This window comes from Amycolatopsis sp. cmx-4-54 (assembly GCF_046548895.1).
Lineage (GTDB): Bacteria > Actinomycetota > Actinomycetes > Mycobacteriales > Pseudonocardiaceae > Amycolatopsis.
Genome location: NZ_JAEBEJ010000009.1, coordinates 270,662 through 290,899, shown reverse-complemented (window position 1 = coordinate 290,899; position 20,238 = coordinate 270,662). Strand labels below are relative to the sequence as shown.

The window sequence follows — 20,238 nt, the reverse complement described above, 5'->3', positions numbered from 1 at the left end:
TTGAGGGACCCAGAGTCCCTCAAGGAGGCCTTCACGGACTTGGAAGCGGGTCAACCGGCGGACTGATCCTGGTGGCTCGGCCGTCCGAGCCGGATCCGGTCGCGAGGCGGATCGAGGGGACGGCTGTCGCCCCGTCGCCCGGCGCGGATGGCGGCGAGGAGTTCCCTGATCGTGGCCACCGCGTCGTGCCGAGGTCGCCAGCCGAGCTCCTCCCGCGCGCGCCGGGTGTCCACGAGGGACGCCTGGTCGGCGAGCCGCAGCCAGGACGGATGCAGTGGTTGCAGGCCGAGCCGCCAGCTCGGCCAGGCCAGCCCGGTCAGCAACCTCAGCGGCACGGGAATCCGGAACCCGCCCGCCAGCCCGGCGAGTTCGCGACTGCCGAGGACGGGCTCACCCGCCAGGTTGAACGCGCCGGTCGCACGGCGGTCGAGGATCGCGCGGATCGCCTCTGCCACATCATCGGAGTGCACCACCTGCATCCGTAGTCCCGGCCACAACGGCACCGGCAGCCATTTGCCGCCGAGCGGTAACGGTGGCGCCAGCGGGCTGAGCAGCCAGCCGGAGAACTCGGCCGCGGCGTCCGGTTGCACGACCCCGCACGGACGGATCCGCGCCACCCCGATCCCGGGGTGATCACGGCAGAACTCGTCCAATCGGGACTCGAAGGCCGCTTTCCCCGCGCTGTAGGCGCTTTCGGCGAGCCCACCGCAGGGCCACTCCTCGTCCACCTCGTCCCAGCGGTCGGCCGGGGTGTAAGCGGCGACCGATGACGCGCACACGACATGTCCCACGCCGGCGTCGGCGGCCGCGCGAAGGACGTTCGCGCTGCCGGCCAGGTTGGTCCGGCGCATCGCCGGATCGTCCGCGCGCGGGTGGATCGCCCAGGCGAGATGCACCACGGCGTCGGCGCCGTCGAAGATCTCGGTCAGCCGCGGCCAGGCGTCGTTCGCGCCGATGTCCTGCTGGACCCAGCGAGCCGACGAATAGGGCGCGGCGGTCGTGTCGGGGCGGTGGCGTGCCACTCCGATCAGGTCGTGCTCTTCCCCGGCCAGTGCCCGGAGCAGGGCGGTCCCGATGTTCCCGCTCGCGCCGGTGACGACGATCCTCATCGGTACACGGCCCGGTGCGCGGCATGTATCGTCGCGCGGTAGACGGAACCGGCCAAGCCGTCCCGGGCGAGGGCAGCCCTGGCGGCGTTCGATCCGGGCGCGCCGTGCACCGCGCCGCCGGGATGCGCCGACGCGGACGCCAGGAAGAGCCGGTCGATCGGGGTGTCCGCCCGGCCGAGACCGGGGACGGGCCGGAAGAAGAGTTGTTGCTGGATGGCCGCGGTCCCGGCGTTGATCGAACCTTCCACCAGACTGTGGTTCCCTTCCTCCAGTTCGGCGGGCCCGGCGATCGCCCGGCCCGCGATCAGGCCGCGGAAACCGGGCGCGTGCTTCTCGATGACCTCTTCCATCCGGTCCGCGTGGCGGCGTAACCGGGAGGCGCTCCACGGCTCGCCTCTCGGCACATGCGTGTAGGCCCAGGCCGATTCGGTACCGGCGGGGGAGCGAGTCGGGTCGGCGGTGGTCATCTGCCCGAGCAGCAGGAACGGGTCGCCGGGCACTCGCCCGCAGGCGAGATCGTTGGCGATCCCGGCGAGGCCGTCGAGGTCCGCTCCGATGTGGACGGTCCCCGCCTCGCCGACTTCGGTGGCGGTCCACGGGATGGGCGAGGACAGCGCCCAGTCCACCTTGATCGTGGCGTCATCCCAGACGAACCGGTCCAGATCGGACACCAGCCGCGCGGGAAGGTGCGCGGCGCCGACCAGATCCCGGTAGAGCACCGGCGCCGGAACGTCGGCGAGCACCGCCCGGCGGGCACGCACCGTTCGTCCGTCCGCGTCCCGGACACCCACCGCCCGGCCGCCCGAGAGCGTCACTTCGGTGACCGGCGTGCCGCAGACGATCTCGCCGCCCTTGGCGGAGAGCCGGTTGACCAGCGCGTCGGTCAGGCAGCCCGCCCCGCCTTCCGGGACCGGGAATCCGACGTCCTGACCGAGCATGGTCAGGAGCCAGCCGAAGACGCCGCTCCCGGCCTGGTCCGGGCCGAGGTCGGTGTGCATGGCGTTACCCGCGAGCAGCAGCCGGGCGCCCGCGCCGTCGAACTTCTCCTTGCCGAGGCCGCGGGCGGTCAAGGTCAGCATCCGCGCCAGGCGGAGCGACTCCGCCGTGCCGAGTGTCTTGACCAGCCGCGCCCCCGACCGCACCGGCGGAAAGGGGCGCACGATCGCGTCGAGCAGCGGTTCGCGCAGACGCTGCCAGTTCGCGTATTCCTCCCGCAGCTTGTCCGCGTCCCGTTCGTCGAACTCCGCCACGGAACGGGCCGTGCGGTCGAGGTCGCGGGACTGCAGGACGTACCGGTCGTCGGGCAGCACATGCGCCAGCACCGCCGGGGCGTGCCGCCACCGCAGGCCGTGGTCCTCGAGACCCAGCCCGGCCAGCACCGGCGACGCCGCACCGAGCGGGTAGAAAGCGCTGTAGACGTCGTTGCGGAAACCCGGAGCGGTGAGCTCCTCGGTCTGAACCGCGCCACCGGGTTTGGCAGTGGCCTCGATGACCAGTGTCTCCCAGCCGGCGTCGGCCAGGAGATTGGCCGCGACCAGGCCGTTCGGCCCCGATCCGATCACCACGGCGTCGACTTCCATGGTCAGGACATACCCCGGACGGGCGGGTTCAACCCCTGTCGATCGACTTCGTCTGGATGGCCAGCCAGGCTTCGTGCTGCTCTTCGGTCTTGGCCCAGAGGGCCGCCAGTTCGCCGGCGCCGATGTCCTCCACCGGGATACGGAACTCGCGCAGCGTCTCGGCGAACTCGTCGAGAGAGGACAGGGTGTGGCGCTCGCCGTCTCCGCGTTTGAGCGTGCGCGCGCGAAGAGCCAGCTCGCGGCCGTCACGATGATGTTGCGCCACGAGCACCCTGGCGAACGGGGACTCCGGCGACCTGATCTCGTCCCGTTCGGCGAATTCGGTGACCTCGCGGGGCACGGTGCGGAAGTCGCAGGAGTCGACCGTGCCACCGGGGTGGTGATGCATCCGCCAGGTCTCGCCGTCGAGGCGCTCGATCCGGAACAGCAGTTCTCCTTGCCGATACGTGCCTTCCCGCACCGGAAGGGGCTCGAGGAACGCGTCACCGATCCCGGTGTCGGCGAGCCAGGTCGCTCCGCCGACGTCGACCAGCAGGGCGATGTGGTTGCCCCATTGGCCCTCGCCGCGGGTCGAGCGCAGGACGGCGGCTTCCACGACGGTCACTTCGAATCCGGCCGCCCTCAGCAAAAGGGCGAGCGCGCCGTTCATCTCGTAGCAGAGCCCGCCACGGCCACGGCGCGTGAACTTTTCAGCCAAGGCCTCCTGGTCGAGCAGGATCTTCCTGCCGAGCTGGAGGTCGAGGTTCTCGTAGGGGACTCGTAGCCGCCACGCCCGGTGCAGGCTCCGGAGCGTGGCCGGATCCGGCCGGACGGGCTCGCGGTACTCCAGCCGGTCGAGGAACGCGTCGAGGGTCATGCGGCTCTCCTTGGATAGATTGACTCTAAAAATAGAGTAACTCTAAGTTTGGTGTCGATCCAGTATGATGGCGCCATGATCGAGCCGGTGGGTTTGCGGGAACGGAAGAAATGGCGCACCCGGAAGGTGTTGATCGAGACGGCGTACCGGCTTTTCGAAGGGCAGGGCTACGACCGGACGACCACCGCCGAGATCGCCGCGGCCGCCGAGGTGTCCACCGCGACGTTCTTCAACCACTTCGCGACGAAGGAAGACCTGCTCCTCACCGGCGACGGTGAGCAGATCCTGCGCGTGGGGCTGGATGTACTCGCGGCGCGCGAGCCGGGCGAGACACCGGCCGGGCTCCTTCGCCGCGCGATGCTCGGGATGCTCGCCGAGGCCGGAGCAGGGCTCCGAGATCCGGCTGCCGAGCCCGAACGGATCCGGCTGGACCTGATCACGTCGGTCCCGGCGGTGCGCGCGACGATGCTGCAGCGTGCCTTCGACGCTCAGGAGCGGCTTTCGGCCGCGCTGTGCCAAGCGTGCGAGATCGACGAGGTAGACGCCGCGGCGCTGGTCGGAGCCGCCACCGGGGCCGTCTTCGCCGCGGCGCGAGCGGCCCTCCGCCTCGGAGCGCCGCTCGACGAGGCGATGCGGCGAGCGATCGACCTCGCGACGGCCTGATCGGGCGGCTTCACGAACGGCGCCAGGCGATCCCGCGGTAAGCGGAGCCGTCGGCGGCGAAGCCGTAGCCGATGATGACGGTGCCGCTCGCGTTGATGTGCTGGGCCACGGTCGCCGTGATACCGCGAGGCGACGGGAGCGGGACGGGGGTCGCGTCCGCGTCCCAGCGCACGGGCCGCACCGTTCCCTGGCTCACGGACTCGCCGACGACCGTCCCGGCTTCGTCGATGTCGAAACACGTACTGGCGGCGTCCGAAGGCAGGGGCCGGAGCACGGTGGGCCGTCCGTCGCCATCCCAGCGCGCGCCGACGCCGTGCCGGCCCGGGGTCAGGCCCCAGCCGATCGCGACCCCCCGTCCGGTGATCCGGACGACCTGCCCCGCGGCGAACTCCGGTCCACCGGTCAGCAGGACGGTGCCTCCATCAGCGTTCCACACGACCCCGTCGCCGAGGATGGCGCCGGAATCGGTGATCCCGCACGCCGTCGCACGGCGGGGCGGGGGCAGTGTGCTGATCTTTCCCGAGGACGTCCAGCGAACCGCGGTGCGGACGCCAGAGCCGTTCCTGGCCGACCCGACGACCTCGTCCAGCGCGTTCAGGTCCTGGCCCTGTGTCTCGCCGTCCCCGGGCAGGGCGGCGAGTTCGACGGTCTCGCCGCCCGGTTCCCACCGCAGCGTCCGCCAGCGGTAGTCCGGCCACATCGCGTTCCCCAGTATCGACCCGCGGGCGTTCACCCGGCACGCCGTGCCGGAGACCGCCCCGCCGGGGAGTTCGAGCGCGCGCACCCGGCCATCGGGCAGCCAGCACACGGGCCGGAGGTGGTCTCCGGCGTGGAGCGAACCCGTGATGACACCCGCGGCGTTGACACTGACCGCGCGACCACCGGAACAGCCGTCGAGGATCGGCAACGGCGTGGGACTCCCGTCGCGGTCCCAGGTCACCGGCCGCGACCCCGACTCGCCCACGATCACCCCGGCGTCGTTCACGCAGTAGGCGCCGGTGCCCTCGCCGCCGGAAAGCGGCCGCAGGCCGACCGCCGTGAAGCCGGGTCCCTCGGACATCGGATCGGGCACGAGTGGGCAGCCTAGTGCGACGGCGCACGCGATGGGGAAACTTACGCTGACCGGGTGACGCGGCGCTATTCCACAAAGGACCGTTTCACGGCGTCAGCACGATCCTGCCGAACACTTCGCCGTCGTCCATTTTCCGGTGCGCCAGAACGGCTTTCTCCAGCGGTAGCACCTCGTGCACCACCGGACGCAGTTCGCCGCGCGCCGTCGCGCCGAAGTGCTCCGCGCTCACCGCCCGCCGATCCGGCTCGGGGATCGAGTCCGCGCTGAAGGTCGCGAACGACAGGGACTTCCGGAAGGTCGCCATCAGCTTCGCGCCGAAGTCCGCCGGGGGCATGCCCGCGACCACGCCGACGACGACCATGCGGCCGTTCGGGTTCATCCGGTCGAAGAAGGACGGCAGGTCCACACCGGACACGATGTCGACGACGACGTCGTAACCCGCGGGTCCGTCGCCTTCACCGGACCGATCGAGGACGTGGGTCGCCCCCAGTTCGCGCAGGCGGTCGCCGCGTTCGGCCGAGGACGTCGTAACCGCTACGGCACTCGCGCCACCGCTCGCCGCGAGCTGCACCGCCATGATCCCGATGCTGCCCGCGGCGCCGCGCACCAGCACGGATTCGCCCGCCGTGAAGTGGGCGTGCGCGAGCGCGAAATGCGCCACCATGCCGGAGGTCCCGACGGCTACGGCGTCGGTGGCGGGCAGGTTCGCGGGAAGGGGAACGATCTTCTCCGCCGGGAGGGCCACTTGTTCGACGTAGCCGCCGCCCTCGCCGGTGAACGCCCAGACGCGCCGCCCGGCCCAGGCCGGATCGACGCCGCCGCCGACCGCGGTGACGGTTCCGGCCACCTCGTTGCCGGGGACGAATCCTTCCTGGAAGCCGAAACCGGCGAGGGCGCCTCTGCGGATCACGGTGTCGACGCCGCCGACACCGATCGCTTCCACGGTGATCAGCACTTCGCCGTCGGCGGGAACGGGGGCGGGGACGTCGATCACGGCGAGGCCCTCGGGGGCGCCGAACGTCCGGATCTCGACTGCGCGCATTTCGTCTCCTGGTCGTCGATCACTGGTCTGGCGGACGTTAACGGACGCCCCCGTCCGTTTTGGCTAAAGTGAGAGCGGTGACCGACCATTTGTCTCGGATCCCGCGCGCCGACGCCGTGGACAACCGCGAACGCATCCTCGAAGCGGCTCGCGTGCTGTTCGCCACCGAGGGCCTGAACGTGCCGTTGCGGGAAGTCGCGCGCCGCGCCGAGGTCGGCCCCGCCACGCTGTACCGCCACTTCCCGACCAAGGAGATCCTGGCGACGGAGGCGTTCGCCGAGCAGATGCGCACCTGTCACGCCGTCGTCGACGAGGGGCTCGCCGACCCCGATCCCTGGCGCGGCTTCTGTTCCGTGATCGAGAAGATCTGCGAACTGCATTCGCGTGACCGGGGCTTCACGGCGGCTTTCGTCTCGGCCTTTCCCAAGGCGGTGGACTTCACCGCGGATCGTGACTACGCGCTCAAGGCGATCGCCGAGCTGTCCGTCCGGGCCAAGGACACCGGGAAACTGCGGCCCGACTTCGTCCTCGACGACCTGATCCTCATGCTCATGGCCAACAACGGGATCCAGGCCGCTTCGGCGGCCGCGCAGGTGGCGGCGTCCCGCCGGTTCGCCGCGCTCGTGATCCAGGCCTTCCGGGCCGTGCCGGACCATTCGCCGCTGCCACCGGTGGCGCGGTTGGCGCTCGTGCTGCCGGGAGTGGGCCGCTGAGTCATTTCCTGCGGGCTTCGAGGCCCTCCAGGATGACGTCGAGGCCGTAGTCGAATTCCTTCGTGTGGTCGTAGCCCGGCCGCTGGGCGTGCTCGGTGATCACCTCGGCCAGATAAGGGAACTCGTCCCGCGGCAGGGTGTCGAGGATGACGTCCGCGACCCCCGGGACGTCTTCGCTCAGCGGGAGGTTCGACTCCTGCAGCACGAATCCGCCGATGTAGCTGTCGATGAGCGAGACGGCGTGCACCGCCATAGGGAGCGTGAATCCCGCCCGCCGAAGGACGCCGAGGACGGCGTCGTGGTGGCGTAGCGTCGCCGGCCCTGGATTCCGGCGGGAGTCCATGAGGCCCAGCGCCCAGCTGTGCCGCGACAGGACCTCGCGTGCGGACGAAGCACGCGCGCGGATCGCGTCACGCCAATCGGCGATTTCGGTACCGGGCAGCTCGATCGCCGCGAACACCGCGTCGACGACGCCGTCGAGGATCGCGTCCTTGTTGGGCACGTGGTGGTACAGCGACATGGCCTCCACACCCAGATGGTGCGCGACCCGGCGCATCGTCATCGCCTCGACGCCACCGCGATCGGCGACTTCGATCGCGGCTTGCAACACGCGGTCCCTGGTGAGCGATCGGCGAAGCGGCACATTGACAACCTTACAGGTGTAAGCCAACCTTACGCGTGTAAGGCCATCGAGAGGAGAGTCCGATGCCGATGCCGAGATGGCTGGGCCACGTCAACAAGCGGGTGTTCAACCCCCGTGCGATCGCCGGAGGGAAGTATCCGGTGCTGATCCATGTCGGCCGCAGCTCGGGAAAGACCCGCCACACGCCGCTCGACGCTCATCCCGTCGACGGCGGCTACCTGTTCATCCCGGTGTACGGCACGGAGGCGGACTGGGTGCGCAACATCATGACCGCCGGGGAAGCACGGCTCAGGATCGACGGGCTGGAAGTGGACCTGACTCGTCCGCGGCTCGTCGGCGCGGACGAGTTCCCCGACGGCGTGACCCGTCCGCCGAAACTGCTCCGGGTCACCGAATTCCTCCGGATGGACCTGAAACTCTGAGGAGACGCCGTGCTCCGTTCCGTTCGACCCCGGTGCCGAACTGCCGGAGGTGCGTCCGCTGGCATCGGTGATCGACCACGCCGCCGCTGTGACTGCTGGTGTTCTGGGGTTGAGAGTGGCGATCGGGTAGTCCGTGAAGGCCTCCTTCCCTACCTTCAGGGTCAGGGTCCCGGCAAAGTCGCATAACCGCTGGTCGGTTCGGGGTCGTGAGCTACTCGAGGCACCCGTCAAGCCTCTGAGTGTCCACAAGGGACCCTGTCGAGCGGTGAAATGTCTGATTGATGGCTTGATGTTCGGTTCTCGGTGGGGGTCGTGAGTGGTAATGGTCGTTCTAACGATCATTGCCACTCACGACCCCTTCACAAAGCGCCCGAATCAAGCACTGTTACCTGAAAAGAGTCCCCTGTGGACAGTCGAGAAGGCGTCAGGCCACTGTGGCGAGCCCCGGGACCAGAACCCGAATCGTCCCTCGCCGCCCACTTCACCAGCGGTTATGCGACCTGTCCGTGAAGGCGTCTTTCCCTACCTTCAGGGTAGGCAAGGAGGCCTTCACGGACCTGCGACCAAGGCCGCCACGATCACTGAGCACCTCACGAGCCCCAAGTTCTCGCGGCCTCCACCAGGGCCTTGACGCACTCCGCGACAGCGGGCCGCGTTTCCCCGTGCGGCTGCACCGCGTAGAGCTGCCGATGCAGGACCGGTTCGAGCGGGGCGCACACCACGGACGCCGGCGCGATCGTGGTGGCCATGCCCGGCACCAGCGTGACGGCGCCGAGCCCGGCGACGACGGCGAACTGCGTGCCGAATCCGCTGACCGTATGCCGCACGATCGGTTCGATCCCGCGTTCGCGCAAAGTCTGACGGATCCACGCGTTCGCCAGCGTCGGCCGGGCCCAGGCGACCCAGATCTCGTCCGCGAGGTCTTCGGCGCGCACCGAATCCGCGGCGGCCAGCGGGTGCCCGGCCGGGAGCACGATCATCGCCGAGTCGTCGCGCAGTTCGGTCCAGCGGGTCGCGGGGGGCCGGGTGAGCGGCAGGTTCTCCCAGCTCTCGACGACCACGACGTCGAAGACCCCGTCGGCCAGCGCGGGAAGGGCGACTTCGGGTTCGACCTCGTGCAGCCGCGCCTCGATACCGGGGTGGCGGACGGCGAGGCCGGTCAGCGCCGGCGCGATGAACGTGTGCACCCCGGAGGGGATGGCGCCGATCTCGACCACCCCGGTCGTCTCCCCGGTGAGGGAGTCCAGATCCGCGCGGGCGGCGCGGAGTTCGGCGAGGACCCGGTCCGAACGCTGCGCCAGCAGCAGTCCCGCCGGGGTGAGCCGGACGCCTCGCCCGTGCCGGACCAGGAGCCCGGTGCCCGCCTCCCGCTCCAGTTTGGTCAGCTGCTGGGAGATCGCTGACGGCGTCACGTGCAGCAGTTCGGCCGCCGCGGCGAGCGATCCCCGCCGCCACACCGCGTGCAGCATCCGCAGCCGTTCCACATTGGACAGATCGCCACTCATTAGCCGAGCTTAACCCTCGGGGTAAGAGGATCTCGCTGGTCCTGCCCGCCGCCGTGCGATCGAATCGAAGGCATGCGGCACACCAGGTTCTTCCTCGATCCGAGGGCGCAAGGAGTCCTCGGCGCCCTCGCGATCGCCCTGTCCGCCCCGCTCGTCGCGCTGTCCGGGGTCAGCTCGACGACGGCGACGTTCTTCCGTTGCCTGTTCGCGTTACCGATCCTGGTGATCTTGGCGTGGTGCAGGGAGCGGGGGCACCGCCCAACCCCGGCCGCGCGGCGACGCCACGTACTGGCGGGCGTCCTGCTCGGGGTCGACATGGTGCTGTGGAGCGAGGCGATCCTCGCCGTCGGCGCGGGCGTCGCCACGGCGCTGGTCAACGTCCAGGTCGTCCTCGTCCCGCTGGCCGGTCTGCTGTGGTTCGGCGAGCGGCCGTCGCGGTCCTTCTGGCTGTCCATCCCGGTGATGCTGGCGGGGACCGCGCTGGCCGGTGGGCTGGCGGACGGCGGTGCCGCGGGCAGCGACCCCTGGTACGGCACCGTCATGGCGGTGCTGGCGGGAGTCGCCTACGCCGGTTACCTGATTCTGTTGCGTCGCGCCGGAACCGACGGCGGCGGACGGACGACGATGCTCGCCACCGCGACCGCGGCGTCGGCGAGTGTGGGTGGCCTTTCGGGCTTGTTGGCCGGCAACCTCGACGTCACGCCACCGGCTTCGGCGTTGCTGTGGCTGCTCGTGCTGGCCGTGACCGGGCAGGTGCTCGGCTGGCTCCTGATCGGCAAGGCCCTGTCCGCCCTGTCCGCGAGCGGCGGGTCCGCCGTGCTGATGCTGCAACCCGCCGCCGCGATCCTGTTCGGTGCCGCCCTGCTCGGCCAGTGGCCGACCCCGCTGCAACTGGCGGGGTGTGCGCTCGTCGTCGCCGCGGTGGGTGCCGTCTCGTTCCTCGGCGGCCGGTCGTCAGGGAACCACCAGCACCGGCCAGTGCCCGGTCCTGATGAGCTTGGTCGCGACCGACCCCGCGAACCGGTGACCGGCCTGCTGTGAGGCGCCGACCACGACGGTGTCGACCTTGCCGCGGTCGGCGGTGTCACGGAGCACGGTGTACGGATCGCCGTAAGTCTTCAGAAAGTTGACCGGCACTTCCAGTTCTTCGGCTGCCTCGCGGATCTGCTCGCGGATCTCCGCGTGGAGCTGCACCGCGGTGTCGTGTTCCATCGTCGCCGCGACGGCGGGACCGAGCGCCGGACGGCAGACGAAGGCGACGATCAGCCTGCCGCCCTCGCGTCGTGCCATGCCGAAGGCGAAAGCGGCAGCCCGCATCGCCGTGTCGGAGCCGTCGACCCCGGCCAGGATGGCCCGCCCCGTGTGGTGCCGGGGCGGGCCGAAAAGCTCCACAGTGGACTCGAAGGCGCCGGCGGCGTTCTCGTTCATCGCGCGACCGGTGCTTCCGACGGCGTCTCCACGTCGAGCGTGGTGCGCAGGGTGAGCGGCTTGAGCAGCAGCGCCGCGATCACGCCAACGACACCCACCGCCGCGGAGATCAGGAAGATGTGCGCGGTCGCGTCGCCGTACACGGTGTGCACGATCGTCTGGACCTCCGGCGGCAGCGCCTTGAGGTTCAGCGCGCTGACGCTGCCCGTCGACGCCTGGCCCGCGGGCACGTGCAGCGCGGTGGATAGGTCGGCGGTGACCCGGTTCGCGAGCACCGCGCCCAGCACCGAGACCCCGATGGTGCCGCCGAGTGACCGGAAGAACGTGACCGAGGCGCTGGCCGCGCCGAGATCCCGCAACGGCACGGTGTTCTGCACGGCGAGCACGAGGTTCTGCATCGTCATACCGACACCGATGCCGACGATCGCCATCGCGGCACCGACCAGCCACAGCGGCGAGGCGTGGTCGACGGTGCCCAGCCCGAGGAAGCCGATCACCAGGGTGATCGTGCCCGCCACGATGTACGGCTTCATCCGTCCGGTGCGGCTGATCAGGCGTCCGGACACGGTCGAGGAGACGAGCACGCCGCCCATCAGCGGAATGGTCAGCAGACCGGCTTCGGTGGGGGAGTAGCCGCGGCCGACCTGGAAGTACTGGCCCAGGAACACCGCACCGCCGAACATCGCCATCCCGACCGCGAGGCTCGCGATGATCGCCAGCGCCGGGGTGCGCCGGGTGATGATGTGCAACGGGACGACCGGTTCACGGACCTTCCGTTCCACCAGCACGGCGAAGGCGAGGAGCACGACGCCGCCCGCCACCATCACGGCCGTCTGCCAGGACAGCCAGTCGAAGGTGTTGCCGACGAACGAGACCCAGATCAGCAGGACACTCACGCCCGCCGCGATCAGGCCCGCGCCGAGGTAGTCCACCTGGACGCCTTCCCGGCGCACGGTCTCCAGCTTCAGGGTCCGTTGCAGCACGATGAACGCCGCCACCGCGATCGGCACGCCGACGAAGAAGCACCAGCGCCAGCCCAGCCACGGCACGTCCACGATCAGCCCGCCGAGCAACGGCCCGCCGACGGTGGCGACCGCCATGACCGCGCCGAGGTAACCGTTGTAGCGGCCGCGTTCCCGCGGCGGGATGATCGCCGCGATCACGACCTGGACCAGCGCCTGCAGACCGCCGACGCCGATGCCCTGGAACGCGCGGGCGGCGATCAGCTGCCCGGTGTTCTGGCTGAACCCGCTGATCATCGACCCGATCACGAAGATCACGATCGCGATCTGCACCAGCGTCTTCTTGTTGAACAGGTCGGCGAGTTTGCCCCAGATCGGGGTGGTGGCCGTCGCCGCCAGCAGGGTGGCCGTGACCACCCAGGTGTACTGCGTCTGCGTGCCGTTCAGCGAGCCGATGATCAACGGCAGGGCGGTCGACACGACCGTCGAGCTGACCATCGCCACGAGCAGCGCGAGCAGCAGTCCGGACAGCGACTCCAGCACCTGGCGGTGTCCCATCGCCCCCGGTGGTGCCTCCGCCGTCGTTCCCTCGGTCTTCATGGCGTCCTTTCGAGCGGCAATTGTTGCTCACTGTGCAAACTTGCCCAGTGGGAACTTTATTCCCCTCGCTACGCTGTCCTGGTGGACACCCTCGACACGCTGCGCACCCGCAAGAAGGCGGCGACGCGGCACTCGCTGCACGAGGCCGCGCTCCGGCTGGCGATGGAGCACGGGCTGGACGGCGTGACCGTCGAGGACATCGCCGACGCGGTGGGCGTGTCCCGGCGGACGTTCTCGAACTACTTCGCGAACAAAGAGGACGCGATCCTGCACGCCGACCGCGAGCGCACCGGGCTGCTGGTGTCGCTGGTCGAGGGCAGGCCGCCGGGCGAGAAGCCCTGGCAGGCACTGCGGGCGGCGAGCCGGGAGCTGTACCGGGCGCACCCCGTCCCCGACCGCGAGTGGGTGGCGCAGTTACGGCTGCTGCGGCGGCATCCGTCGCTGCTCGCGCGGCAGGCGGGCGATCAGTTCGCCCTCGAACGCGACTTGATCGCGGTGCTGCTCGCCAGGGGGCACGGCCTCGATCAGGAGCTGGCCAGGCTCACCGCGGCGACCTTTCTGGCCACGTTGCGGACGGGAAACGTGCTGTGGCTGGAAGGTCCGGAAGAGCAGCCGCTTCCCGAATTGGTCGACCGGTTGCTCGGCCGCGTCCAGCTCCGGTGACCGAGGGCAGGCTCCGGTCCGTGAAGGCCTCCTTGAGGGACCCAGAGTCCCTCAAGGAGGCCTTCACGGACTTGGGTGATCGCAGGCGCCAGCCGCCTTGCCGCTCACGCTGGGCGGCGATCAGATCGAGCCGGTGCGCAACGCGAAGGCGACGGCGTGGGTGCGGTTGTGCAGCCCGTACCGGGACATCACCCGGTGGAGGACGTTCTTCACCGTGCTCTCCGAATAGGCGAGTTTGGCCGCGATCTCCTCCGTGCCATGGCCGTCGGCCAGCAGGCGGAGGACTTCCCGTTCCCGGTCGGACAGGCCGGACAGCGCGAGACCGTTGGGCACCAGCAGGTCTTCCTGGATCCGTTCGAGCTGCGAGAGCAGGCTGCCCTGCAGACGCGGTGGCAGCGCGCCCGCGCCCTGGCTGACCGCGAGGATCGTCCGCACCAGATGCTCGCCGTCGAGATCGCGCCGCGGCAGCAGCGCGGCCATCCCGCATTCGATCGCCGTCATCAGCACCTGGACCGGGAAATGGTCGGTGACGATCACGCATCTCGGTGGCGTCGCGAGTGACGACGCCGCGCGAACCTGGCGCAGGAAGGCGAAAACGCCGTCGCCGATCGAATCGCCGACCGTCACGATGACTTCGGCGGGCCCGAGGTCGGTGTCGGGTAGCACGTCCAGCCGGTCGTCGGCGCCGAGGATGCTCGTCGTGCCGAGTCCGGCCAGCAGATCCGGGGCGTGCACGGCGACTCTGACGCGATCGGTCCTCCTGCTGATCTTCTCCCCGTGAATCATGGCGAAGTCCCATCCGAAGCGCCAGCGTTAATAGCTATTGCGTTACTTAGAAGCTATAACCTTACAGCGTTGTATGTCAACCGCGGTCGGCCACGACGTCACAGGCAAGACGCCCGACAGGCGGGAAAGGTTCATCGCGAAGGTGATCGGGTCACCGGGTCGTGAGGTCGTCCAGTTCGTCCGCGATCAACAGGTCGGGGTCGAACTTCATGCCGGTGAAGTGGCCGGCGAGTTCGAGCGAAAGCACGCCGTGCAGCCGGGTCCAGAAGGCGAGCGCGCGGTGCAGCGTCGAGGACGGGGCCGGATCGTCGCCCGCCCAGTCACGGTGGCCGTCCAGATGCTTGTCGAACGGGGTTTCCGGTTTGTCCACGGCGATCGCGCGGCACGCTTCGAGCAGCACGGCCATGACCTCGCTCGTGATGGCGGTGGTGTCCTCCGGCGCGTGGTAGCCGGGGACCGGCGTGCCGTAGATGAGGAAGTAGCGCTGCGGGTCGCTCCGGGCCCAGTCCCGGATGGTGACGGCGAGCCCGGCCAGATCGGCGCCGCCGTCGAACGCCGCGCGGACGGTGTCGGCGAGACTCCGGTACGCGTCGCGGATGAGCGCGGTGATGAGATCGTCGCGGCTGGCGAAGTACCGGTACAGCGCGGGACCGCTCATCCCCACCTGTTTGGCGATCGCGTTGAGCGACAGCGCGGGCACCCCGGCGGCGGCGATCTGCTCCCATGCGTGCTGCTTGATCTCCGCGCGCACCTGGTCGCGATAGCGCTCCCGCGGGCTCTGCCCGTCCGCGTCCGTCATCGGCCCTCCCGCTCCGTCGCCCCGAAGCCTAGTCGGCGCTCCGCGGGCAGGAGCGCCAGTTCGGCCGAAGCCTGCTCACGCAACGCGCCGAACGACGGCCCGGCGGAGAGGTCCACGGCGAGGGTGAGGCACTCCCTGGCTTCCTCGAAGGCGCCGGCCTCTCGCCAGGCCCGCCCTTCGCGGAAGGCGCAGGCCGCCTCCAAGGCGTCGAAACCGCCTTCCCACGCGAGCCACCGGCTGGTGCGGTAGTGGCCCGCCGCCTTCCGCCATTCGGCGAGATCACCGAGCACGTCGCCGATGGCGCGCAGGGTCAGGGCCTTCAGCAGCCGATGGAAACCGGGGTACGTGTCGTCCGCCAGCCGCTCGGCGTCGGAGAGCACGGCCCGGTGCACGGCGAGCGCTTCGGAATGCCGTCCGGCGTTGAGCAGCGCGCGCCCGTAGACGTTCCGCGCCGTCGTTTGCCCGTCCCAGAACGGGAGTTCGCCCGCCAGCTCGTACCCGCGCTTCGCGAACTCGAACGCTTCGGCGTCCTTTCCGGTCAGCCGCAGCACCTGGCCGAGGTAGATGGACGCCCAGGTCTGCTCGACGCGGTCGCCGATCCCGACGGCGATGTCCAGTGCGCGGCGGTGCGCCGCCACAGCGCCCTCGTCGTCACCCAGGCAGACACTTGCCGCCCAGCCGACGAAGTTGAGCAGCTTCGCCTCGGCACCGGCGTCGCCGAGCGCGTTCGCCGCGGCCGCGCCGAGCGAGAAGATCTCCCACCACGGCCGCTGGGCGCTCCTCCCGTCGGAGTACCAGTGCAGCGCGACGGCGAGGTCCCGGACCTCTCGGTGCATGCCCTTTCGCGCCGCCACCCGGTGTGCGGCGACCCAGTTCCCGCCTTCGACGTCCAGCCAGCGGGCGCTCTCCTCCCGAGAGCCGAACCGGCCGGTCTCCGTGGCCTTGGGGTAGAACAGCCTGGCCGCCTCCGCCGCCTTGCCGAGCAGATGGGTGAGCACGGTGTCCCGCGCGGCCGGGTCCTCCTCCGCCTCGAACCGTTCCTCGGCGAACAGGCGGATCAGGTCGTGGAACTGGTGCCGTTCCGGTTCCGCCGTGGTCTGCAGGAGGCTGGCGTCGACGAGTTCGTCGAGCTGGTCGCGGACGTCGGCGGGCGACGCGCCGGAGACGACGACCGCGAGTTCGAGACCGAAGTCGGCGCCGGGCACGGTCGCCAGCAGCCGGAACAGATGCCGGGCCTCGGGCGAAATCGCGCGGTAGGACAGGTCGAAAGCCGAGCGCAGCCGCAGATCGCCCGCCGCGAGCGCGCGCAGCCGGGTGCTTTCGTCGCGCAGCCGATCGGCGAGCTGGGCCAGCGACCACTGTGGCCGGGTGGCGAGCCGGTTGCCCGCGATCCGGAGCGCGAGCGGCAGATACCCGCACAGCTCGGCGAGTTCGCGTGCCGCGCCGGGCTCCGCCCGCACGCGGTCGGCGCCGATGATCTTGGCGAGCAGGCCGGTCGCGCCGTCGTCCGAAAGCGCTTCGAGTGCGAGCCAGCGGGCGCCTTCGAGCCCGGCGAGCGTCCGGCGGCAGGTGATCAGGGTGAGCGAACCGGGCGCGGTGACCAGCAGCGGCCGGAGCTGCGCCTCATCGGCCGCGTTGTCCAGCAGCAGCAGGACCTTCCGGCCTTCGAGCAGCATCCGCAGCAATGACGACCGTTCGGCTTCGGAGGCGGGGACCTGCCCCGGCGCGACGTCCAGCGCGCGCAGCAGCCGGTCGAGCGCGGTCCCGGCGCTCAGCGGTCGTTCGTCCATCCCGCGCAGGTCCACCGCGTAGCCCCCGCCCGGGAACTCCGCGCGCCACAGATCCGCGGCCGTCACCGCGAGCGCGGTCTTCCCGACCCCGGCCTGCCCGACGATCGCGACCACGCCACCACCTTCGGCGACCTTCGCGGACAGCTGTTCCAGCTCGCTTTCGCGGCCGGACAGATCCGCGGTGGGCGCGGGCAGCGCGCAGGTCGCCGCGACCTGGGCGGCCAGCGCCGGATTCCGGCGACGTCCCTGTTTGGCGACGGTCAGGAAGAACTCCCGGTCACCGCCGGTCAGGCCGAGCGCGTCGGCCAGCACCTCCGCGGAGCGTCGCTGAGCGGCTCGCGCGCGACCGTGTTCCAGCTCGCGCAGGGCACGGACACTGATACCGGAGGCCTCGGCCAGCCGCCCCTGTGTCCACCCCGCGGCCCGCCGGTGTTCGAGCAGGAGCTCGCCGAACACCGACCGCTTCTCGTTCGCCTCCACCGCGGCCCATTCAACCGGCAGGCTTCCGATGGCGAAAAGCTGCCCCCTGCTTCCGCTTGTCCGGCGTTCTCGGGGGCCGGTTACCTGGAAGGCATGTCGACGATCATGACGACGCCCGTCCGTCCGGTCGTCCGGGCCGAGGAGATCCGGGTCGCCGTGCACGCCACCGATCCGCTCGTGCGGGCCGGGCTGCACAGCGCGCTCGGCGACGGGCCCGGCATCAGCCTGCGCGACGACCCGGCGCAGGCCGACGTCCTCGTCGCCGTCGCGGGGAACGACCCGCGGCGCATCCCGGCCGGGTCGGCCCGGCTGGTCCTGGTGGCCGATGAGCCCAACCAGGCCGAGTTGTGGGCCGCGGTGGAACGCGGGCTCGCCGTCGTCGTCGCGCGCTCCGAGGCGACGCCGGGGCGGCTGCTGCGCGCGGTCGCCGACGCCCATGCCGGCCGGGGCGATCTTCCCGCCGAGCAGCTCGGCAACCTGCTCCGCGGGATTTCGCGGCTGCACAAGGACGTCCTCGAGCCCCGAGAGCTCACGCTCAGCGGTCTGTCGCCCCGCGAAACCGAAGTGCTCCGGCTGCTCGCGGAAGGATTCGACACCGGCGAGATCGCCCGGCGGGTGGCCTACTCCGACCGGACCGTGAAGAACATCCTGCACGGCCTGCTCAGCCGGTTCAATCTGCGCAACCGCACCCATGTCGTGGCGTACGCGCTCCGTGAGGGGCTCATCTGAGCGGTTTCAGATGACCCCTTCCCGGATCGCGTAGGCCACCGCGTGCGACCGGTTCCGCAGCCGGAGCCGGTCGGTGACGGCGTAGATGACGTTCTTCACCGTTCGCTCCGAATAGGCGAGTTCGGTGGCGATCTCCTGCGTGTCGAATCCGTCGGCCATCAGGCGGAGGACATCGATTTCTCGCGAAGAGAGCGCCGCCCCGGCGGGCCCGTTCGGCGGGAGCATCTCCCGGTGCAGCCGCTCGGCGTGTTCGGTCAGCCTGCCGAGCAGATCCGGCGGCGGACCCATGGCACCCGACGCGGCGACCCGGACGCTGTCGGTGACGCGGGAGTCGGTCATCGCCGATCTCGGCAGGATGGCGACCACCCGGCACTCGACCGCCACCACGAGGCCACCCTCTTCGACCCGGTCGGTCACCAGCACGATCGGCCTGCCGAGTTCGGTGGTGACCTTGCGCAGCGCGGTGACCGCGTCGGGGGAAAGCCGGTCGAACGCGGCGACGACGACATCGGTTTCGTCCCGTGCCCGGCCCTCGACCACCCGCACGGACGGGCGTGCTTCGAGGAGGTCGACCATTCCGGCCTTCGTGATGGGGTCCAATGCGCAGACGCTCACCCGAACTGGTCGCATGTGCCCTCTTCTGTCCACTGTGGATCCTCGATTTGTCAAGAGCCGCAGGGACAAAAAGCGTTGCCCGCATGAGCGAGTGGTGCTCTTGTACGGTGGGAACCGGGTAGCGGCCCGCCTCGGGTGACCCCCACACTCTGATGGCGGGTCGCTTCCTTTCCGCGCGGCTCGTGGCGATTCTGGCCCGCCGTGGACGATCCCGGCAACGCGTTCGCCCGCGTCCTGCTTCTCCCGCCAGCCGAGACTGGCCGAAGGGGCAAAAGCGGCCCTGACCTGCGATGACGCCACTTCGGCACATTTTGGCGCCAACTTGGCCTTGCCATGGCGCCACAGTGGTGCCATGATGGCATCATGGATCTGACGCCCTTTGTGGACAACGTTCGCCGGGAACTCGCCGTCGCCGCCGAGGCGGGGGGAGCCGAGGCGAGCGCGCTCGCCGAACGCCTGACCGCGCCGCTCGCGTCGGCCATTCGTCTCGCGCTGCTGGACGCGCTGTCCGCGGCCTCGGACGAGATCACCCGTGACCTCGCACCGGGTTCGGTCGAGGTCCGGTTGCGTGCCGGGGAAGCCAGCTTCGCCGTCACGCTGCCCGCCGTCGACCAGGCCGAGCCGGTCGCGGCCGCCGCGCCGGAGCCTCCGGCGGCACCGCTGCCGGAGGACGAAGGAGCCACGGCCCGGATCAACTTCCGGCTTCCGGAACACCTCAAGACTCGCGTCGAGGAGGCGGCGGCCGCGCAAGGCCGTTCGGTCAACGCGTGGCTCGTGCGCGCCGCGTCCGCGGCGTTGAACCCGTCGGAGCTCACCGCGCCGCCCGCCCCGGTGAGCGGCGGTCGTCGCGGCGCGCAGCGCTACACCGGTTGGGTCAGCTAGACCCCGTTTACCAGCACAAACACCGATCACACCACCTTCGAGGGGACAACCATGCCTACTTTCGCCACCCCGGAACCCATTCTCGCCGACCTCGAGCCGGTCGTCGGCAACGTCCGCATCGTCGCCGGCGACCGCACCGACACGGTCGTCGAAGTGGGCCCGCTCGACGAGAACAACGACTCCGACGTCGACGCGGCGAAGCGGACCGTCGTCGAATTCTCCGGCGGCACCTTGACCGTCCGCGCACCGAAGATGCGCCTGCTCGACTTCTCCAACCGCACGAGGGCGATCGACGTGACCATCGAACTGCCCGCCGGGTCCCGGGTGCAGGGGAGCACCGGGCTCGGCGACCTGACCGTGACCGGGCGGATCGGCGGCTGCCGCTACCGGTCCGGGACCGGGCATATCCACCTCGATCGCACCGGCGAGCTGAAACTGCACTCCGCGTCCGGGAACATCGTCGTCGAACACGCCGACGGGAACGCCGACATCAGCACGAGCTCCGGCCGCGTGCACGTCGGCCGGATCGAGGGCACCGCGGTGGTCAAGAACTCCAACGGGACCACCACGATCGGCGATGCCGCCGATGCGATCCGCATCCGTTCCGCCAACGGCGACATCACCGTCGACAAGGCCGAAAGCGGTGTCGAAGCCAAGACCGCCAACGGTTCCGTCCGTGTCCTCGACTCCGCCAGGGGCACGCTCACCCTCGAAACGTCCTTGGGGGACATCGAGGTCGGCCTCCGCGAGGGCAGTGCGGCCTGGCTCGACGTGAACACCCGCTTCGGCCGCGTCATCAACGACATGACCGCCGCCACCGCGCCCGGTGCCGCTGCCGACAAGGTCGAAGTCCACGCCGCCACCTCCGTCGGCGACATCGTCGTCCACCGTTCCTGAAG

The 20,238-nt window shown here is 70.3% G+C and carries 21 protein-coding genes; 8 read left to right on the top strand and 13 right to left on the bottom strand.

What is annotated here, in order from left to right; translation table 11 throughout:
• Nucleotides 1-50 precede the first annotated feature (50 nt).
• Genes ACLJQ7_RS28560 through ACLJQ7_RS28550 form a run of 3 tightly spaced genes read right to left on the bottom strand, consistent with a single transcriptional unit; the run spans nucleotide 51 to nucleotide 3,545 of the window.
• The gene (locus ACLJQ7_RS28560; protein WP_410651238.1) at nucleotides 51-1,109 is read right to left on the bottom strand and encodes an NAD-dependent epimerase/dehydratase family protein; all 1,059 of its coding nucleotides are present in this window, start codon (nucleotides 1,107-1,109) and stop codon (nucleotides 51-53) included.
• On the bottom strand, nucleotides 1,106-2,689 hold the full coding sequence (locus ACLJQ7_RS28555; RefSeq protein WP_410651237.1) for a phytoene desaturase family protein: 1,584 nt from the start codon (nucleotides 2,687-2,689) through the stop codon (nucleotides 1,106-1,108). Before ACLJQ7_RS28555 ends, ACLJQ7_RS28560 begins: the two co-directional genes overlap by 4 nt.
• 28 nt (nucleotides 2,690-2,717) lie before the next feature.
• A complete protein-coding gene (locus ACLJQ7_RS28550) occupies nucleotides 2,718-3,545 on the bottom strand; it encodes an arylamine N-acetyltransferase family protein (RefSeq protein WP_410651236.1) in 828 nt (275 codons plus the stop codon).
• Nucleotides 3,546-3,620: 75 nt separating this feature from the next.
• Between ACLJQ7_RS28550 and ACLJQ7_RS28545 the strand changes: the two genes are divergently transcribed.
• Nucleotides 3,621-4,208 carry a TetR/AcrR family transcriptional regulator gene (locus tag ACLJQ7_RS28545; RefSeq protein WP_410651235.1) on the top strand — a complete coding sequence of 196 codons (588 nt, stop codon included), beginning with the start codon at nucleotides 3,621-3,623 and terminating at the stop codon, nucleotides 4,206-4,208.
• A gap of 10 nt (nucleotides 4,209-4,218) precedes the next feature.
• On the opposite strand, the gene ACLJQ7_RS28540 is transcribed toward ACLJQ7_RS28545, so the two are convergent.
• Nucleotides 4,219-5,280, bottom strand: a complete 1,062-nt coding sequence (locus ACLJQ7_RS28540; protein WP_410651234.1) for a hypothetical protein — start codon at nucleotides 5,278-5,280, stop codon at nucleotides 4,219-4,221.
• Between the two features lie 85 nt (nucleotides 5,281-5,365).
• A complete protein-coding gene (locus ACLJQ7_RS28535; protein ID WP_410651233.1) occupies nucleotides 5,366-6,322 on the bottom strand; it encodes a zinc-binding dehydrogenase in 957 nt (318 codons plus the stop codon).
• A gap of 77 nt (nucleotides 6,323-6,399) precedes the next feature.
• Here ACLJQ7_RS28535 and ACLJQ7_RS28530 point away from each other — a divergent pair, with 77 nt between their 5' ends.
• Nucleotides 6,400-7,035, top strand: coding sequence for a TetR/AcrR family transcriptional regulator (locus tag ACLJQ7_RS28530; RefSeq protein ID WP_410651232.1), 636 nt, complete (start codon nucleotides 6,400-6,402; stop codon nucleotides 7,033-7,035).
• A gap of 1 nt (nucleotide 7,036) precedes the next feature.
• Here ACLJQ7_RS28530 and ACLJQ7_RS28525 read toward each other — a convergent pair whose 3' ends face one another.
• Nucleotides 7,037-7,678, bottom strand: coding sequence for a TetR/AcrR family transcriptional regulator (locus ACLJQ7_RS28525; RefSeq protein WP_410651231.1), 642 nt, complete (start codon nucleotides 7,676-7,678; stop codon nucleotides 7,037-7,039).
• Between the two features lie 62 nt (nucleotides 7,679-7,740).
• On the opposite strand from ACLJQ7_RS28525, the gene ACLJQ7_RS28520 reads away from it, so the two are divergent.
• On the top strand, nucleotides 7,741-8,100 hold the full coding sequence (locus ACLJQ7_RS28520) for a nitroreductase/quinone reductase family protein (RefSeq protein WP_410651230.1): 360 nt from the start codon (nucleotides 7,741-7,743) through the stop codon (nucleotides 8,098-8,100).
• A 590-nt stretch (nucleotides 8,101-8,690) separates the two neighbouring features.
• Here ACLJQ7_RS28520 and ACLJQ7_RS28515 read toward each other — a convergent pair.
• Entirely contained in the window at nucleotides 8,691-9,605 is a 915-nt protein-coding gene (locus ACLJQ7_RS28515; protein ID WP_410651229.1) for a LysR family transcriptional regulator, read from the bottom strand.
• Nucleotides 9,606-9,677: 72 nt separating this feature from the next.
• Here ACLJQ7_RS28515 and ACLJQ7_RS28510 point away from each other — a divergent pair, with 72 nt between their 5' ends.
• Entirely contained in the window at nucleotides 9,678-10,646 is a 969-nt protein-coding gene (locus ACLJQ7_RS28510) for a DMT family transporter (RefSeq protein ID WP_410651228.1), read from the top strand.
• Here ACLJQ7_RS28510 and ACLJQ7_RS28505 read toward each other — a convergent pair.
• Both ACLJQ7_RS28505 and ACLJQ7_RS28500 read right to left on the bottom strand, forming a co-directional pair.
• Nucleotides 10,560-11,033, bottom strand: a complete 474-nt coding sequence (locus ACLJQ7_RS28505; RefSeq protein ID WP_410651227.1) for a universal stress protein — start codon at nucleotides 11,031-11,033, stop codon at nucleotides 10,560-10,562. The two genes, ACLJQ7_RS28510 and ACLJQ7_RS28505, sit on opposite strands and share 87 nt — an antisense overlap.
• A complete protein-coding gene (locus tag ACLJQ7_RS28500; protein WP_410651226.1) occupies nucleotides 11,030-12,595 on the bottom strand; it encodes an MDR family MFS transporter in 1,566 nt (521 codons plus the stop codon). Before ACLJQ7_RS28500 ends, ACLJQ7_RS28505 begins: the two co-directional genes overlap by 4 nt.
• 81 nt (nucleotides 12,596-12,676) lie before the next feature.
• Here ACLJQ7_RS28500 and ACLJQ7_RS28495 point away from each other — a divergent pair, with 81 nt between their 5' ends.
• Nucleotides 12,677-13,258, top strand: coding sequence for a TetR/AcrR family transcriptional regulator (locus ACLJQ7_RS28495; RefSeq protein WP_410651225.1), 582 nt, complete (start codon nucleotides 12,677-12,679; stop codon nucleotides 13,256-13,258).
• Between the two features lie 120 nt (nucleotides 13,259-13,378).
• Here the strand turns inward: ACLJQ7_RS28495 and ACLJQ7_RS28490 are convergent, their stop codons facing one another.
• From ACLJQ7_RS28490 to ACLJQ7_RS28480, 3 genes are all read right to left on the bottom strand, one after another.
• Nucleotides 13,379-14,044, bottom strand: a complete 666-nt coding sequence (locus ACLJQ7_RS28490) for a helix-turn-helix transcriptional regulator (protein ID WP_410651224.1) — start codon at nucleotides 14,042-14,044, stop codon at nucleotides 13,379-13,381.
• 151 nt (nucleotides 14,045-14,195) lie between these two features.
• The gene (locus ACLJQ7_RS28485) at nucleotides 14,196-14,843 is read right to left on the bottom strand and encodes a TetR/AcrR family transcriptional regulator (RefSeq protein ID WP_410651223.1); all 648 of its coding nucleotides are present in this window, start codon (nucleotides 14,841-14,843) and stop codon (nucleotides 14,196-14,198) included.
• Nucleotides 14,840-17,113, bottom strand: a complete 2,274-nt coding sequence (locus ACLJQ7_RS28480) for an ATP-binding protein (protein WP_410651222.1) — start codon at nucleotides 17,111-17,113, stop codon at nucleotides 14,840-14,842. Before ACLJQ7_RS28480 ends, ACLJQ7_RS28485 begins: the two co-directional genes overlap by 4 nt.
• 93 nt (nucleotides 17,114-17,206) lie before the next feature.
• Here ACLJQ7_RS28480 and ACLJQ7_RS28475 point away from each other — a divergent pair, with 93 nt between their 5' ends.
• On the top strand, nucleotides 17,207-17,842 hold the full coding sequence (locus tag ACLJQ7_RS28475; protein ID WP_410651221.1) for a response regulator transcription factor: 636 nt from the start codon (nucleotides 17,207-17,209) through the stop codon (nucleotides 17,840-17,842).
• A 6-nt stretch (nucleotides 17,843-17,848) separates the two neighbouring features.
• Here the strand turns inward: ACLJQ7_RS28475 and ACLJQ7_RS28470 are convergent, their stop codons facing one another.
• The gene (locus tag ACLJQ7_RS28470; RefSeq protein ID WP_410651354.1) at nucleotides 17,849-18,418 is read right to left on the bottom strand and encodes a response regulator transcription factor; all 570 of its coding nucleotides are present in this window, start codon (nucleotides 18,416-18,418) and stop codon (nucleotides 17,849-17,851) included.
• A 402-nt stretch (nucleotides 18,419-18,820) separates the two neighbouring features.
• On the opposite strand from ACLJQ7_RS28470, the gene ACLJQ7_RS28465 reads away from it, so the two are divergent.
• Nucleotides 18,821-19,339: an Arc family DNA-binding protein gene (locus ACLJQ7_RS28465; protein WP_410651220.1), complete on the top strand. Its 519-nt coding sequence runs from the start codon at nucleotides 18,821-18,823 to the stop codon at nucleotides 19,337-19,339.
• Between the two features lie 51 nt (nucleotides 19,340-19,390).
• Nucleotides 19,391-20,236, top strand: coding sequence for a DUF4097 family beta strand repeat-containing protein (locus ACLJQ7_RS28460; protein WP_410651219.1), 846 nt, complete (start codon nucleotides 19,391-19,393; stop codon nucleotides 20,234-20,236).
• The last annotated feature ends 2 nt before the right edge of the window (nucleotides 20,237-20,238 follow it).